The sequence below is a fragment of the Achromobacter deleyi genome, from assembly GCF_016127315.1.
GTDB classification, from domain to species: domain Bacteria; phylum Pseudomonadota; class Gammaproteobacteria; order Burkholderiales; family Burkholderiaceae_B; genus Achromobacter; species Achromobacter insuavis_A.
In genome coordinates, this window is record NZ_CP065997.1 from 6432419 (window position 1) to 6446354 (window position 13936).

Sequence of the window (13936 nt, forward strand, 5' to 3'; positions counted from 1 at the left end):
CTTGCGGTATCGTCCCCACTTATACCTGAAACGCGTCCATTCGTCTTCGTCCGATCGCCATGTCCACGCCCGCCCTGTTTGCCCCCGCCCTCGCCTGGTCCGGCCATCTGCGCCGCCGTCTCGACGCCCACCCGGATCTGGCCGCCTGGCTGGCGCAAGCGGTGCAACAACCGGTCACACCCGAGCGGCTGGCGCAATGGCAGGCGGAGCTGGCCGGCCCGGGCGCGCCCGACATCCTGCCGGTGGACCTGTGCCGCCAGGTGCTGCGCAAATTGCGCGAACGCGTCTTCAGCACCCTGATCGTGCGCGACCTGTCCGGCCAGGCGCCGCTGGAGGAAGTGGTGGGCGCGATGACGGCGCTGGCCGATGCCGCGGTGGCCGCCGCCTATCGCAGCGTGGCCGCCGACCTGGCCGCGGTGCACGGTGTGCCGCGCGATCCGGCCACCGGCCTGCCCCAGGAAATGCTGATCGTCGGCATGGGCAAGCTGGGCGGCGGTGAATTGAATGTCTCGTCCGACATCGACCTGATCATGCTGTACGGCGAGGAAGGCGACACCGACGGCCCGCGCCGCATCAGCCACCACGAGTTCTATGGCCGCCTGACGCGGCGCATGATGCCGGTGCTGTCCGAAGTCGACGCCAACGGCCAGGTGTTCCGGACCGACCTGCGCCTGCGCCCGGACGGCGACGCCGGCCCGCTGGCCTGGAGCCTGGACGCGCTGGAACACTACCTGATCGGCCAGGGCCGCGAATGGGAACGCTATGCCTGGCTCAAGGCGCGCCTGATGCCGGGCCAGGCCTTCGCGGGCAGCGACAGCGCGGCCCAGGCCCGCCAGCTGGAAAGCCTGCGCGTGCCGTTCGTCTACCGCAAATATTTCGACTTCGACGCGCTGGCCGCGCTGCGCGCGCTGCGCGAGCGCATCCGCCAGGACTGGCAGCGCCGCGCCTCGGCCCGCAACGGCATCGACAGCGCCAACAACATCAAGCTGGGCGACGGCGGCATCCGCGAAATCGAGTTCGTGGTGCAACTGGCGCAACTGATCCGCGGCGGCCGCATGCCGGCGCTGCAGCAGCGCGGGCTGCTGGCGGCGCTGCACGCCGAGCAGGTCGCGGGCCTGGTGCCCGAGGACGACGCGCGCCGCCTGGAAGAGGCCTACCGCTTCCTGCGCCGCACCGAACACGCGCTGCAATACCGCGAGGACGAACAGACCCACCTGCTGCCGGGCGACCCGGACCAGCGCGCCGCGCTGGCCGCCGCGCTGGGGCTGAGCCCGCAGGACTTCGAAAGCACGCTGGCCGCGCACCGCCAGTTCGTCTCGCGGACCTTCCGCAACGTGTTCCGCATGGTGGGCATGGATAAGGAAGACACCGCCGATGCCGGCGCCGACACGCCCGCCGACGAAGCCGACGAGGAATGCGCCCTGGCCGAGCAGATCCGCCAGGCCTTCGGCGAGCAGGCCGACGACCTGCTGCGCCGCACCGAAACGCTGCTGGGCAGCCACCGCGTGCGCAGCCTGCCCGAAAGCAGCCGGCGCCGCATGGAAACCCTGCTGCCGGCCGCGCTGCGCGCCGCGCGCCAGACCAGCGCGCCGCTGGACGCCGCCGTGCGCCTGTTCGACCTGATCGAGAAGATCGCCCAGCGCAGCGCCTACCTGGCGCTGCTGGCCGAATACCCCGACACCCTGGCGCGGGTCGCGCGCATGGTCGCGGCCAGCCCCTGGGCGGCCCAGTACCTGACGCAGCACCCGCTGTTGCTGGACAGCCTGATCGACTGGCGCACCCTGTTCGAGCCGCTCGATTTCGCCCAGATCGCGCGCCAGCTGTCCGCCGACCTCGACGCCTGCCGCCTGCCCGATGGCGACCCCGACATCGAGCGCCAGATGAACCTGATGCGCGACGTGCAGCGCCAGGCCAGCTTCCAGCTGCTGGCGCAGGACCTGGAAGGCGAGCTGACGGTGGAAAAGCTCGCCGACCAGTTGTCGGCCCTGGCCGACCTGCTGCTGACGGAAACCATCCGCCGCACCTGGCCGCTGGTGAACAAGGCCGCGGGCGCCACGCCGCGCTTCGCCGTCATCGCCTACGGCAAGCTGGGCGGCAAGGAACTGGGCTACGCCTCGGACCTGGACCTGGTGTTCCTGTATGACGATCCGCGCGAGGACGCCGCCGAGGTCTACGCCAAGCTGGGCCGCCGCATGACCTCGTGGCTGTCCACCATGACGTCGTCGGGCCGCCTGTACGAGATCGACCTGCGCCTGCGCCCGGACGGCGACGCCGGCCTGCTGGCGGTGTCGGTCGAGGCCTTCGAGCAATACCAGCAGAAGCACGCCTGGGCCTGGGAGCACCAGGCCCTGACCCGCGCCCGCCACGCCTCCGGCGACAGCGACGTTGGCCAGCGCTTCGAGCAGATCCGCGAGGCCATCCTGGTGATGCCGCGCGACACGGCCAAGCTGCGCGAGGAAGTGCTGGCGATGCGCCAGAAGATCAACGCCGGGCACCCCAACAGCACCGACCGGTTCGACCTGAAGCACGACGCCGGCGGCATGGTCGACGTCGAATTCGTGACCCAGTACCTGGTGCTGTGCCACGCCGGCACCCACCCCATGCTGGTGCGCAACCTGGGCAACATCACCCTGCTGCGCCTGGCCGGCGAGGCCGGGCTGATCGAGCCGGCGCTGGCCGCCCGGGCCGGCGACGCCTACCGCACGCTGCGGCGCGTGCAGCACCAGCTGCGCATGCAGGGCGTGGAAAAGGCCCGCGTGGCGCCCGACCAGCTGCAGGCCGAACGCGCGGCCGTGCGCGAGCTGTGGGACGCGGTGCTGGGCTGAGCCGCGGCAAGCCCTTCCGGGCGGCGCTTGCCGGCGCCCCCTGGCCAAGGCGGCAACTCAGCGTAAAATAAGGAGTTTTCCGCCTCACCGCCTGCTTTTGATCATGTCCGAACTCGTGCGTCCCAAACTCGACCTGCCCGCCGGCCGCCGCAAGGTGCTGATGCACTCGTGCTGCGCGCCCTGTTCCGGCGAGGTCATGGAAGCCATGACGGCTTCCGGCATCGACTACGCGATCTACTTCTACAACCCGAACATCCATCCGGTCAAAGAGTACGAGATCCGCAAGCAGGAGAACATCCGCTTCGCCGAGCAGCACGGCATCGAGTTCATCGACGCCGACTACGACATGGACAACTGGTTCGACCGCGTCAAGGGCATGGAAGACGCCCCCGAGCGCGGCGAGCGCTGCACCGCCTGCTTCGACATGCGCTTCGAGCGCACCGCGCTGTACGCCCACGAACATGGCTTCGACACCATCACCAGCTCGCTCGGCATCTCGCGCTGGAAGGACATGAACCAGATCAACGGCTGCGGCGAACGCGCGGCCGCGCGCTACGACGACCTGATCTACTGGACCTACAACTGGCGCAAGGGCGGCGGTTCGTCGCGCATGATCGAGATCAGCAAGCGCGAGAACTTCTACCAGCAGGAATACTGCGGCTGCGTCTATTCGCTGCGCGACACCAACCGCCACCGCCGCGCGCAGGGCCGCGAGCGCATCCACATCGGCGTGAAGTTCTACGGCAAGGAAGACCTGATCAACGAGGAAAACCTCTGATCGGACCGGGCCGCGCCGGCCATTGCGCCAGCGCGCGGCTACGCCGGCCTCAGGCCGATTCGCCCGGCAGGCGCCCCTGGCGCCGGTACTCCGACGGCGACACCCCATAGCGGTTGCGGAACGCGTGGCTGAAACGCGCCGCATCCGAAAACCCATGACGGAAGGCGATCTCGCCGATCTGCCGCGCGGTCTGCGCGGCATCGGCCAGCATGTCGCGGCAGCGCTCCAGGCGCGCGCTGAGGATGAAATCGGCCGGCGTCGTGGCGGCCTGGGCGAACAGGTTGTACAGATAGCGGCGCGACACGCGCAGGGCCTCGGCCGCCGTCGCTGGCGACAGGTCAGGATCGTGCAGGTTCTCGACCAGGTATTGCTGCACGCGGCGCAGTTGCGCCTGACGCATTTCCAGCTGGTCCTGTCCGCCCGCGCCACCGGCCCGCTCGCTGATATCCAGCCCCATCATCTGCATGACGGCGTTGGCCGCATCGCGCGCCGCGCTGTCCGACAGATGCGCGTGCTCGCTCAGCGCCACCCGCAGCAGGTCCATGGCCATGCGGCCGCAGCCGTGGCGGGCGCTGAAGCTGCGCGCCACCGCGTTGCGCATGGCCGGCAGCCAGGCCTCGGATTGCTTGCCCGGCACCTGCATCACCAGGAAATGGGCATCGTCGTCGACATCGACCTCGTACGGACGGGTGGTGTCGTAGATGCCCCATTCGCCGGGCATCAGCAAGGCGGTGCGCGCCGCCTGCCGGATCTCGCTGCGGCCATCGAGCTGCAGCGTGACCTTGTAGCCGGACGCCTCGGCGCGCTCGGCCAGCAGCCGGGTGCGGCGCACGCGCTGCGCGCCGGTGCGCATCTCGCAGACCTGCATCCAGCCCAGCGAATCCACCGCCACGCTGCTGCGAAAGCGCTTCGGATCGGCGGCCGACACCTCCAGCGGCACAAAGGTGTTGCTGATGTTTTCCTTCCAGCTGGCGCAATCCAGGAACTGCTGGGGCGCGCTGCGTAAGAGAGGGTGGGACATGGCGGCTCCGGCGCGCGGCATGGAACAAAAGGCGGTCTTCTTTCTATCACCGAGCCCCGGGCCGGGAGTATCCGTGACAACCCCTAGGGCGCCTGGCACGGGCCCCGCGCGCCACGCGGCCTCAGGGCTTGCGGGCGCTGCCATATGAATAGTCGGACAACGCCAGGCCCAGCGCCGCCAGCTCGCGCGCCAGGCCATGGCGCACCGGCACCACGTCGTCATAGCGGCGCGGCCGAGCCGCCGCCACCTCGCTCTCCGTGTAGGGCGAGAAATTGGCCGGCAACTGCGCCGGGCTGAACGTGTGCAACAGCCAGTTCAACACATTGGCCAGCTCGGCATTGCTCAACTGCGAATAGGCCGCGCCCGGCACCCGGATCAGGTATTCGCGCCCGGCCGGCAGGTGCGTGAAGGCGCCCACCGAGTTGCGGAAATCGGGAATGCCGTGCGGCGTGCTGCCACGGCCGTCGACCCGGTGGCAGCCGGCGCATTGCAGCACGTAGTCGGCGCGCGCGGCCTGCCACAGCGTGCCGGCGGCGGGCGCGCCATTCGCCGCCGCGACCGGTCCCGCGGCGGCCTGCCCGGCCGCGGGCGCCGCCTCGCCGGCGACGGCGGCTGCCCCGATCGTCACCGCAACCGCCGCACAGGCCAGCCGGGCGATGGCGCCACGCCACCGCCCTCGCCCGCCGCGCCGTCTTCCCGCCATCCCGTTCATGGCTTCTTCTTGGCCAACCCCACGATCACGGAGGTGGTGCAGTGGAAGATCGACGACTCGTTGGACATGCACCAGTTGACGTCGTTGTGCAGGAACATCTGGTAGCCCGGCCGCTCGCGCTCGGCCGAGGCGCACATGCACTTGCCGCAGGCCGTCTTGCCGCAGCAGTCGTTGTAGCTGATGAGATAGTCCTTGCCGTCCAGCGGGTTGTGGCAGGTGCCGACCCACGACACCGCCGACGGCGAGGTGCCCGGCGGGCACGAGGTCGTGCTGCCGCCGCAGCACGAACACAGGAAGCCGTCCACCGCGCAATAGCGCCAGTAGTCGCAGGCGGTCTCGTCGGTCTGCGGCTTCCTGGCCGCCGCCGGCGCGGACCGGGCCACCGGCAGCACCGGCACCAGGAAGGCGGTGCCGACCAGCACGCGGCCGATGCGGTTGAGCACGCTGCGGCGCGACGTGGCGTGGGCGACGGAGCGCGTGGCGCGCTCTCCAAGCTTATCCAACCAGCGCATTGCCGTTCTCCTTGCGTGAAATGCGGGTCTCTTCCAACGCGCCGCCGGCCAGGAATTCCTGCACCGACGCCACGCCCAGTTCCTTGGCCGTGAACAGGCTTTCCAGCTGTTCGCGCGAGTTGATCAGGCCCTTGGCGCGGATCACGCCGGACTCGTCGATCAGCACCGCGTACGGCAGCTTGCTGATCTGGAACTTCATGCCCAGTTCGGTCGACAGCAGATAGGGAAAGCGCTCCAGCGCCGCCTGGCGGTAGAACGCCAGGTGCTCGGGCATCTCGCCATCACTGGCCAGCACGATGCGCAGCCAGGCGCTCTCGGTGCCGGCCACCGACTTGAGGATCGGCAGCAGCTTCTTGCACACCGGGCAGGTCGGCGACAGGAAGAACAGCAGCTGGCTGTGCTGGCCGCGTTCGCCGATGGTCAGGCGCCGGCCCAGCAGGTCGGCCAGTTCGAAGCGCGGCGCGGCTTCGCCCACCGCCGGCCCCTTGTCCATGGTCAGCGCCCCCATCGGCGCCACGCGTTCGTACAGCACGCCGATCTGGCGCGACAGCGCCAGGATGACCAGCATCAGGCAGAGCACCACGCCCCACAGCAGAAAATTGGAAATGATCAAGGCTTCCATAATCGTGTCGCTCCCTTGGTTCTAGGTATGCAGCTGCCGCAGCTTCAGATGCGAGGCCAGCAGATGATTGACGGTGAAATACAAGGCCACGGCGCACATCGCCAGGCCGAAGACCGAGGCCGCGTCGGCCCATTGCAGGCTGCGCGAAGCGCCTTGCGCCGCGGCGAACACCGGCAGCGTCCACGACGCCAGCAAGGCATTGCGCAGCACCATCCACCAGGACAGCCCGGCGCCGCGCGCCGCCGCGCCCCGGAAGGCGGGACCGCCGCAGCCGCAATCGATATCGCGGCGGCCGCGCGCCAGGTTGAGCGCCACGCCGGCCGTCGCCAGGGCCAGCACCAGCAACGCCAGCGTGGCGCCCCCGGCCTGCGCGCCCGGCGCCAGCAACAGGGCGCCGGCCAGCGCTTCGGCCAGCAGGTAGCCCCAGGCGAACACGGCGGCCAGGCCGGCCGGCACGATCTCGTAGGCCGTCACGGCGGCGCTGAAGGCGGCCATGTCCTTGAGCTTGTCGAGCGCGCCCAGCAGCAGCACGCAGGCCAGCGCGGCGCTGGCGGCGTAGAACAGGACGGGATCGGTCATTGCGCGCCTCCCGGCTGCGGCTCGACCTGCAGCGCCGTCTCGCCCGCGCCCTGGATCGTGCCCTTGAGCACCGGCGCGGCCGGCGCCGCGTCGTAGATGTTGACGTTGCCGCCGTCGATGGTGAACAGGCGCGGCTTGTCGTCCTGCGACACCGACATCGACAGCGCATTCTTGCCGGGGATGCGCGCCAGCCGCTTGTGCGTGGCCAGGTCGTAGACCCAGATCTCGGCCGCCGGCGTCTTGTGCGTGCCCTCGGCGCCATTCGGATGCATGCCCACGTACAGCCGCTTGCTGGCGCGGTTCACCGCCAGCAGGTTGTAGCCGCCGGGACGCCAGCCGCGGTCCTTGCCGGAAGCGTCCAGCAGCGACCAGCGCTCGCCGAAGCGGGCCTCGGCGCCGCTGAAATCGGCGCTGTAGACGTTGCCGTTGTACGAGACGAAGTAGAAGGTGTCGCCCAGGCGGTCGGTATGGGTGAAGATCGGGTCCTTCTCGACCTCGAACATGGGCTTGCTGCGCTGCTGGCCCGACGGCTTGCCGGCCGCGTCCAGGTCGACCGTGACGAACGAGCCGTCGCCGCAGATGCTGGCGAAGCTGCGCGGCCGCGACGGCGGCACGATGATGCTCCAGCACCCCGCGGACGCGGTCACTTCGTCGGCGAACTTGCGCGTCTTCAGGTCGACCACCGTGACCGACGAGGCGGGCGTGGCGTTCTGCACGAACAACAGGCCGCCGTCGGAACTCTGCTGCAGGTAGTTGCGGTAGTTCAGCGCCTGCGCGCGCTTCTCGGGAATCGGCACCTCGTACTTGGGCGTCAGCGTCTCGGCGTCCCAGGCCTCGACCACGTCGGTGCGCTTGCCGCGGTTCAGGCGCTCGTAGTAGGTGGTCATGATGTAGATGTCCTTGCCGTCGGCCGACACCGTCATGTGGCCGTTGAACGACGAGGGCACCAGCCCCAGGAATTTCATCGTGTCGCCGTCGTAGATGTTGACGCGGCTGTCGACCAGGTGATTGAACACCGCGTCCATCACGTACAGCCGGTGCGGCGTGGCCGGCGGCAGGCGGGTGCCGCCCTTGAGCTCCTCGACCGGCAGGTCGGCGCGGGCAAGCCCGGCGGCCGCGGCCAGGGCCGCGCACAGCGCCCATTTGCCGGCCCGCGCGGCGCGTCTGTTGGCACAAAGCGCAATCATTGGATCTCTCCTGGTGTCATGTCCGTTGCTCCTAGAAGGCGTAGACGTAGCGCATCTGCACGCCCCGCATGCGCGGGCCGTTCTCGACCTTCAGGTCGTGGATGTACTGCATCTGGATCTGGTTGGCGTCGTTGATCTGGTGCGTCAGTTCCAGCGCCAGCTGGTGGTTGCGGGCGCGGCTGGTCACCGTTTCGCCCGCGGCGCGCTCGCGCCCGCCAGTCTCGTAGCGGTAGCGGATGCCGGTGTAGGTGTTGTCCGTTATGTTGGTGGAGGCCAGCGCGAAGAAGCGGAAGGACGGATCCTTCTTCAGCGTCTGGCTCATCCAGTCGCTGTTGCGGCCGTAGATTTCCACTTCGCCGATGGCCTCCAGGAAGGTGGATTCGCCCACCCCCTTCACGAACGAGAAGTCCTGGATGGTGGACCAGCGGTTCTTGCCCGGCGAGGTGTCCGGCCGCGAGCCGTCGTAGCGTCCCACCGGCACCACCACGAACGGCTCCCAGGCGAACCAGGTCTTGGTCTGCTCGTTGTTGTAGAGCCAGATCGCGGACCCCAGCGTCACGTCGCCGATGCCGGTCTGGCGGTCGCGCGAGGCGCCCGGCAGCTCCATCGTGGTGCGCGACATCGGCACGATGAATTCGAGCTGCACGGTCTTGCCGAACAGCTCCCGGTAATGCATCTGGCGGTAGATCAGCGCGTCCACGTCCACCGAGGCGCCGTCGATGCGCTTGCCGGCCGAATACAGCCCCGACGAGCGCAGCCCGGTCAGGTAGCCGGCGATGATGTTCGTGCCCACCGGCGCGGGTATCCAGTCTCGCGCGCTGGGGTCTCCAGCCCATGCCGCCTGCGCCATGGCCAGGCCCGCCAGCAGCAATGCTGTGCGCGCCCGGGCCCGGCAATTGGTCTTGCCTGCCATGCACTTCCCCTTGGTTGCGCGGCCTCGCGCGCGCCGGTATCTCCCGGCTTGTCTCGCGCGGCCGTCAGTCTAGTAAGCGATACAAACGGACTTCTTCTCCAGGTACATGTCCAGTACGGCGCGGCCGTGTTCACGGCCGATGCCGGACTGCTTGAAACCCCCGAACGGCATGTTCGGGTCCAGCATGTTGTGGGTGTTGATCCAGAGCGTGCCCGCATCGATGCGCGGGATCAGGCGCTGGACCCGCGTCAGGTCATTGCTCCAGAGGCTCGCGCCCAGGCCGAAGGCGCTGTCGTTGGCCAGCCGCACGGCGTCGTCGAGCGTGTCGAACGGCTGCGCCACCACCACCGGCCCGAAGATCTCCTCGCGGGCGATGCGGGCGTCGGGCGCCACGTCGGCGAACACCGTCGGCCGCACGAAATAGCCGGCGCCCTCGCCGGCGTCGCCACCCGCCAGCACCTTGCCGCCCTCGGCGCGGCCGATGCCGATGTAGTCCATCACGCGCCGCTGGTGGCGCGCCGACACCAGCGGCCCCACCTGCGTGTCCGGCGCGAAGCCCGAACCCAGCTTCATGCCGGCGGCCAGGTCGGCCAGCCGCTCCACCACCTTGGCGTACAGGCCCTTCTGCACATACAGCCGCGAACCGGCGGTGCAGACCTGGCCCTGGTTGAAGAAGATGGCGGCGGCCGCGCCCTGCGCCGCCACGTCGGCGTCGCAATCATCGAGCACGATCACGGGCGACTTGCCGCCCAGTTCCAGCGACACGCGCTTCATGTCGTCCATGGCGGCGCGGCCGATGAGCTTGCCGACCTCGGTGGAGCCGGTGAAGGCGATCTTGTCCACGCCCGGATGCGCCACCAGCGCCGCGCCGGCGGTCTCGCCGCGGCCGGTCACCACATTGACCACGCCCGGCGGAAAGCCGGCTTCCAGCACCAGCTCGGCCAGGCGCAAGGCGGTCAGCGGGGTTTCCTCGGCGGGCTTGAGCACCACCGTGCAACCGGCGGCCAGCGCCGGGGCGATCTTCCAGATCGCCATCAGCAGCGGGAAATTCCACGGGATGATCGCGGCCACCACGCCCACCGGCTGCGGCAGCGTGTAGGCGCTGTATTTCACGCCGGGCGGGAACGGGATCGACAGCGCCAGCGTGTCGCCGGTCAGCTTGGTGGCCCAGCCCGCCATGTAGCGCAGCCATTGCGCGCCGGAGCCGACCTCCAGCCCCTGGGCCACGCCCAGCAGCTTGCCGTTGTTCAGCGTCTCGAGCCGCGCCAGTTCCTCGCCGTGGCGTTCCACCAGGTCCGCCAGGTTCAGCAGCAGGCGCTCGCGGCCGGCCGGCAGCATGTCGCGCCACGGCCCGCTGGCGAACGCCCGGCGCGCCGCCTGCACCGCCAGGTCGATCTGCGCCGCGCCGGCGTCGAGCTGGGTGGCGATGACCTCGCCGGTGGCCGGATCGTGCACGGCAATGGGTTCGCCCTGCCCCTGGCGCAGCGGCTTGCCGTCGACGATCATGTATTCGCGGATGGCGGCCAATTCCGGGCGGCCGGAGGCGGAAGAATGGGCGGACGGCATGCGTGAGGCTCCAACGGATAAGGTGAGGCCAGGATAGCAACGGCCCACCGCGCTGGCTTGTCCGCCCGTGCATGGCGATTTGTCCCGGTGCGCACGGCAAAAAAAAGCGGGACGCGCCATGCGTCCCGCCTTGTCCGTGGCGCCAGGGGCGCGCCGGATCAGTCCAGCATCAGCACCGTGGCGCCGGTGGTCTTGCGCGAGGCCAGCGCGGTCTGCGCTTCGCCCGCCTGCTCCAGGTTGTAGCGCTGGTCGATGCGGACCTTGATCTTCTTCTTCAGGATCAGGTCGAACAGCTCGTCCGAGGCGGCCTGCAGCTTTTCCAGCGTGTTGACGTGCACGCCCAGCGACGGCCGCGTCACGTACAGGCTGCCCTTCTGGTTCAGGATGCCCAGATTCACGCCCGCCACCGGACCGGAAGCGTTGCCGAAGCTGACCATCAGGCCGCGCGGCTCGAGGCTGTCCAGCGAGGTTTCCCAGGTGTCCTTGCCGACGCCGTCATACACCACCGGCACCTTCTTGCCGCCGGTCAGTTCGAGCACGCGCTCGGCGACGTTCTCGCGCGAGTAGTCGATGGTTTCCCAGGCGCCGTTGGCGCGGGCCAGTTCGGCCTTCTCGGGGCTGGAGACGGTGCCGATCAGCTTCACGCCCAGCGCGCGCGCCCATTGGCAGGCGATCAGGCCCACGCCGCCGGCGGCCGCGTGGAACAGGATGGTTTCGTTGCCTTGCAGGCGATAGGTCTGGCGGAACAGGTACTGCACCGTCAGGCCCTTGAGCATCACGGCGGCGGCCTCGTCGAAGCCGATGCCCTTGGGCACCTTCACGACCTGGTTGGCCGGCACGTTGCGGGCCTTGGCGTAGGCGCCGATCGGGCTCTGGCCGTAGGCCACGCGATCGCCCTTCTTCAGGTGCTTGACATCGGCGCCAACGGCCGTGACCACGCCCGCGCCCTCGAAGCCCAGGCCGTGCGGCAGCGGGTGGGGATACAAGCCCGTGCGGAAATAGATATCGATGAAGTTCAGCCCGGCCGCGTGCTGGTCGATGGTGACCTCATTGGCGGCCGGCGGCGGCACTTCGACTTCGACCAGTTTCAGGACTTCGGGACCGCCATGCTGCTCGATACGAATTGCCTTGACGAGATTGCTGGCCATGCTGGCCTCCTTTCTTTGAAATGTTGCGACGCAAGCTTGAGAATCAAATGTGAAGCCCGGACTTCAGCGCGCGGACGCGCTGCCGCCCGGCGCGGCGGGCGGCGGCTTGGCGGCCCCGCCCCCCATCAATACGAATACCCCGGCCAGGACCAGCGCGGTGCCGGCCATCTGCCATACCGTCACGGGCTCGTCCAGGAACCACGACGCCAGGAACAGCACCGACACCGGCCCCAGCATGCCCAGCAGCGACGCGGTCGGCGCGCCGATCAGCGCCACCGCCCACATCAGCATGAAGACAGGCACCACCGTGTTCAGGGTGGCATGGATGATCGAGTAGCCGTACACGCCCATCGGCTGGATCAGCACGGAGGCCGGATGGATCACGAAGAACTGCACGATGCAGGCCACGCACGACACCAGCATGGCATATGCCACCAGCCGGGTGGGCCCGACGCGCTTGATCAGTTCCCCGGAACAAATCAGGTACACAGAATAGCTGAGCGCCGAACCGAAAACGAACAAAGACCCTAACAGCACCTCGGAGGACCCGCCGAAGCTCAGGTCATGCGCGAAGACCAGCACCACGCCGGCGTACGACAGCATCATCGCGAGCCATTGCCGGCGCTCGACCGGCCGCTTGAACCAGAAGGCCGAGATCAGCACCACCAGCGACGGCGACAGGAACAGGATCAGCCGCTCCAGGCTGGCGGTGATGTAGCGCAGGCCGAGGAAATCCAGGAAGCTGGACAGGTAGTATCCCAACAGGCCCAGCAGGCAGACCTGGATGCGTTCCTTCCAGGTCATGACGACGATCTCGCCGCGCGCCGCCAGGCGCGACTGATGCCAGGCCACCGCCGCGAAGAACGGCATGGCGAACAGCATGCGGAAGGCGATCAGGGTGACCGCGTCGATGCCGTAGCGGTAAGTGAACTTGACGACGATGGCCTTGGCGGAGAACAGGATCGCGCCAAGCGCGGCCATGAAAAAACCGGCCGCGCGGCTGGAGGGACGAGAGACCGGCAAAAGCTTGGCAATGCGATTCATGCGATGATTTTAGATTCAGCGCCGCGGGATTTGCACGCCCGGCGCGCATTTTCAGCCTGCCGCGGCCCGGCCACGAACCGACGCCGAGCCTTTCCGTTCCCTGCCATCCCCTGCGAATGACCCGACACCGCGCCCTGACCTATATCCATATCGCCGCCGTTCTGTTCGGCCTGACCGGCGTCTTCGGCGAGCTGATCCAGGCCAGCGCGGCGGTCATCACGCTGGGACGGGCGGTCTTCGCGGTCATCTCGCTGGGCCTGTTCGCGCGCATGCGCCGCCGCCCGTTGCTCGGCGCCCTGACCCCGGCCCAGCTGTTCGTGCTGGTGATCGCGGGCGCCCTGCTGGCGGCCCATTGGGTCACCTTCTTCATTTCGGTCAAGGTCGGCGGCATCGCCATCGCCACGCTGGGCTTCGCCAGCTTCCCGGCCTTCATCACGCTGTTCGAGGGCCTGATCTTCCGTGAACGGGTGCGGCTGGCCGAATGGCTGCTACTGGGCCTGGTCACGGCCGGCCTGGTGCTGGTCACACCCTCGTTCGACCTAGCCGACCAGGGCACCATCGGCCTGGCCTGGGGCTTGCTGTCGGGCCTGACCTTCGCCCTGCTGGCCCTGAGCAACCGCCGCTCGGCCTCGGGCATGGACCCGATGCAGGTGGCCTGCTGGCAGAACCTGGTGGTGGCGCTGGTGATGCTGCCGTTCGCGGCCGGCCAGTTGCCCGCCCTGCCCGCCATCGACTGGTTCTGGCTGGCGTTGCTGGGCGTGTTCTGCACCGGCCTGTCGCACTTCCTGTTCGTCTCCAGCCTGACCCGCCTGAACGCCCGCAGCGCCGGCCTGGTGATCGCGCTGGAGCCGGTCTACGCCATCGCCTTCGCCTGGGTGCTGTTCAGCCAGCAGCCGACGGTGCGCATGATGGCCGGCGCGGCCCTGATCGTGGCCGCCATCGTCTGGTCCGGCCTGCGCAAGGCGCCGGCCGCCCCGGAAAGCGTCCCTCAAAAGCAGCCTTGACAATTACTGACTAGGCAGTAAAATT

13 protein-coding genes are annotated in these 13936 nt (G+C 68.9%); 3 read left to right on the plus strand and 10 right to left on the minus strand.

The window, feature by feature from the left end; all coding sequences use genetic code 11:
- Positions 1-59 precede the first annotated feature (59 nt).
- Positions 60-2825 carry a bifunctional [glutamate--ammonia ligase]-adenylyl-L-tyrosine phosphorylase/[glutamate--ammonia-ligase] adenylyltransferase gene (glnE, locus tag I6I07_RS29045; RefSeq protein ID WP_198484701.1) on the plus strand — a complete coding sequence of 922 codons (2766 nt, stop codon included), beginning with the start codon at positions 60-62 and terminating at the stop codon, positions 2823-2825.
- Between the two features lie 103 nt (positions 2826-2928).
- Positions 2929-3603: an epoxyqueuosine reductase QueH gene (locus tag I6I07_RS29050; protein ID WP_006393936.1), complete on the plus strand. Its 675-nt coding sequence runs from the start codon at positions 2929-2931 to the stop codon at positions 3601-3603.
- Positions 3604-3652: 49 nt separating this feature from the next.
- Here I6I07_RS29050 and I6I07_RS29055 read toward each other — a convergent pair whose 3' ends face one another.
- From I6I07_RS29055 to I6I07_RS29100, 10 genes are all read right to left on the minus strand, one after another.
- On the minus strand, positions 3653-4624 hold the full coding sequence (locus tag I6I07_RS29055; protein ID WP_198484702.1) for a helix-turn-helix domain-containing protein: 972 nt from the start codon (positions 4622-4624) through the stop codon (positions 3653-3655).
- Positions 4625-4745: 121 nt separating this feature from the next.
- Complete coding sequence (locus I6I07_RS29060; RefSeq protein ID WP_198484703.1) at positions 4746-5252, minus strand: c-type cytochrome; 507 nt, start codon at positions 5250-5252, stop codon at positions 4746-4748.
- A gap of 80 nt (positions 5253-5332) precedes the next feature.
- Positions 5333-5848 carry a methylamine dehydrogenase light chain gene (locus I6I07_RS29065; protein ID WP_198484704.1) on the minus strand — a complete coding sequence of 172 codons (516 nt, stop codon included), beginning with the start codon at positions 5846-5848 and terminating at the stop codon, positions 5333-5335.
- Entirely contained in the window at positions 5832-6470 is a 639-nt protein-coding gene (mauD, locus tag I6I07_RS29070; protein ID WP_198484705.1) for a methylamine dehydrogenase accessory protein MauD, read from the minus strand. The genes I6I07_RS29065 and mauD overlap by 17 nt, the downstream gene beginning before the upstream one ends.
- 21 nt (positions 6471-6491) lie before the next feature.
- Entirely contained in the window at positions 6492-7049 is a 558-nt protein-coding gene (locus tag I6I07_RS29075; RefSeq protein ID WP_198484706.1) for a MauE/DoxX family redox-associated membrane protein, read from the minus strand.
- Positions 7046-8236, minus strand: a complete 1191-nt coding sequence (locus tag I6I07_RS29080; protein ID WP_198484707.1) for an amine dehydrogenase large subunit — start codon at positions 8234-8236, stop codon at positions 7046-7048. The genes I6I07_RS29075 and I6I07_RS29080 overlap by 4 nt, the downstream gene beginning before the upstream one ends.
- Before the next feature lie 31 nt (positions 8237-8267).
- A complete protein-coding gene (locus I6I07_RS29085) occupies positions 8268-9149 on the minus strand; it encodes a transporter (protein WP_198484708.1) in 882 nt (293 codons plus the stop codon).
- A 69-nt stretch (positions 9150-9218) separates the two neighbouring features.
- Positions 9219-10715 carry a phenylacetaldehyde dehydrogenase StyD gene (gene styD / locus I6I07_RS29090; protein ID WP_198484709.1) on the minus strand — a complete coding sequence of 499 codons (1497 nt, stop codon included), beginning with the start codon at positions 10713-10715 and terminating at the stop codon, positions 9219-9221.
- 158 nt (positions 10716-10873) lie between these two features.
- The gene (locus I6I07_RS29095) at positions 10874-11863 is read right to left on the minus strand and encodes a quinone oxidoreductase family protein (protein ID WP_006393927.1); all 990 of its coding nucleotides are present in this window, start codon (positions 11861-11863) and stop codon (positions 10874-10876) included.
- 63 nt (positions 11864-11926) lie between these two features.
- A complete protein-coding gene (locus I6I07_RS29100) occupies positions 11927-12907 on the minus strand; it encodes a DMT family transporter (RefSeq protein ID WP_198484710.1) in 981 nt (326 codons plus the stop codon).
- A gap of 116 nt (positions 12908-13023) precedes the next feature.
- On the opposite strand from I6I07_RS29100, the gene I6I07_RS29105 reads away from it, so the two are divergent.
- Positions 13024-13911: a DMT family transporter gene (locus tag I6I07_RS29105; protein ID WP_006393925.1), complete on the plus strand. Its 888-nt coding sequence runs from the start codon at positions 13024-13026 to the stop codon at positions 13909-13911.
- The last annotated feature ends 25 nt before the right edge of the window (positions 13912-13936 follow it).

What these genes read in the sequence shown, in the direction of transcription:
- glnE (WP_198484701.1), top strand. Translation starts at nt 60, where the DNA reads ATGTCCACGCCCGCCCTGTTTGCCCCCGCCCTCGCCTGGTCCGGCCAT.
- I6I07_RS29050 (WP_006393936.1), top strand. Translation starts at nt 2,929, where the DNA reads ATGTCCGAACTCGTGCGTCCCAAACTCGACCTGCCCGCCGGCCGCCGC.
- I6I07_RS29055 (WP_198484702.1), bottom strand. Translation starts at nt 4,624, where the DNA reads ATGTCCCACCCTCTCTTACGCAGCGCGCCCCAGCAGTTCCTGGATTGC.
- I6I07_RS29065 (WP_198484704.1), bottom strand. Translation starts at nt 5,848, where the DNA reads ATGCGCTGGTTGGATAAGCTTGGAGAGCGCGCCACGCGCTCCGTCGCC.
- mauD (WP_198484705.1), bottom strand. Translation starts at nt 6,470, where the DNA reads ATGGAAGCCTTGATCATTTCCAATTTTCTGCTGTGGGGCGTGGTGCTC.
- I6I07_RS29075 (WP_198484706.1), bottom strand. Translation starts at nt 7,049, where the DNA reads ATGACCGATCCCGTCCTGTTCTACGCCGCCAGCGCCGCGCTGGCCTGC.
- I6I07_RS29080 (WP_198484707.1), bottom strand. Translation starts at nt 8,236, where the DNA reads ATGATTGCGCTTTGTGCCAACAGACGCGCCGCGCGGGCCGGCAAATGG.
- I6I07_RS29085 (WP_198484708.1), bottom strand. Translation starts at nt 9,149, where the DNA reads ATGGCAGGCAAGACCAATTGCCGGGCCCGGGCGCGCACAGCATTGCTG.
- styD (WP_198484709.1), bottom strand. Translation starts at nt 10,715, where the DNA reads ATGCCGTCCGCCCATTCTTCCGCCTCCGGCCGCCCGGAATTGGCCGCC.
- I6I07_RS29095 (WP_006393927.1), bottom strand. Translation starts at nt 11,863, where the DNA reads ATGGCCAGCAATCTCGTCAAGGCAATTCGTATCGAGCAGCATGGCGGT.
- I6I07_RS29100 (WP_198484710.1), bottom strand. Translation starts at nt 12,907, where the DNA reads ATGAATCGCATTGCCAAGCTTTTGCCGGTCTCTCGTCCCTCCAGCCGC.
- I6I07_RS29105 (WP_006393925.1), top strand. Translation starts at nt 13,024, where the DNA reads ATGACCCGACACCGCGCCCTGACCTATATCCATATCGCCGCCGTTCTG.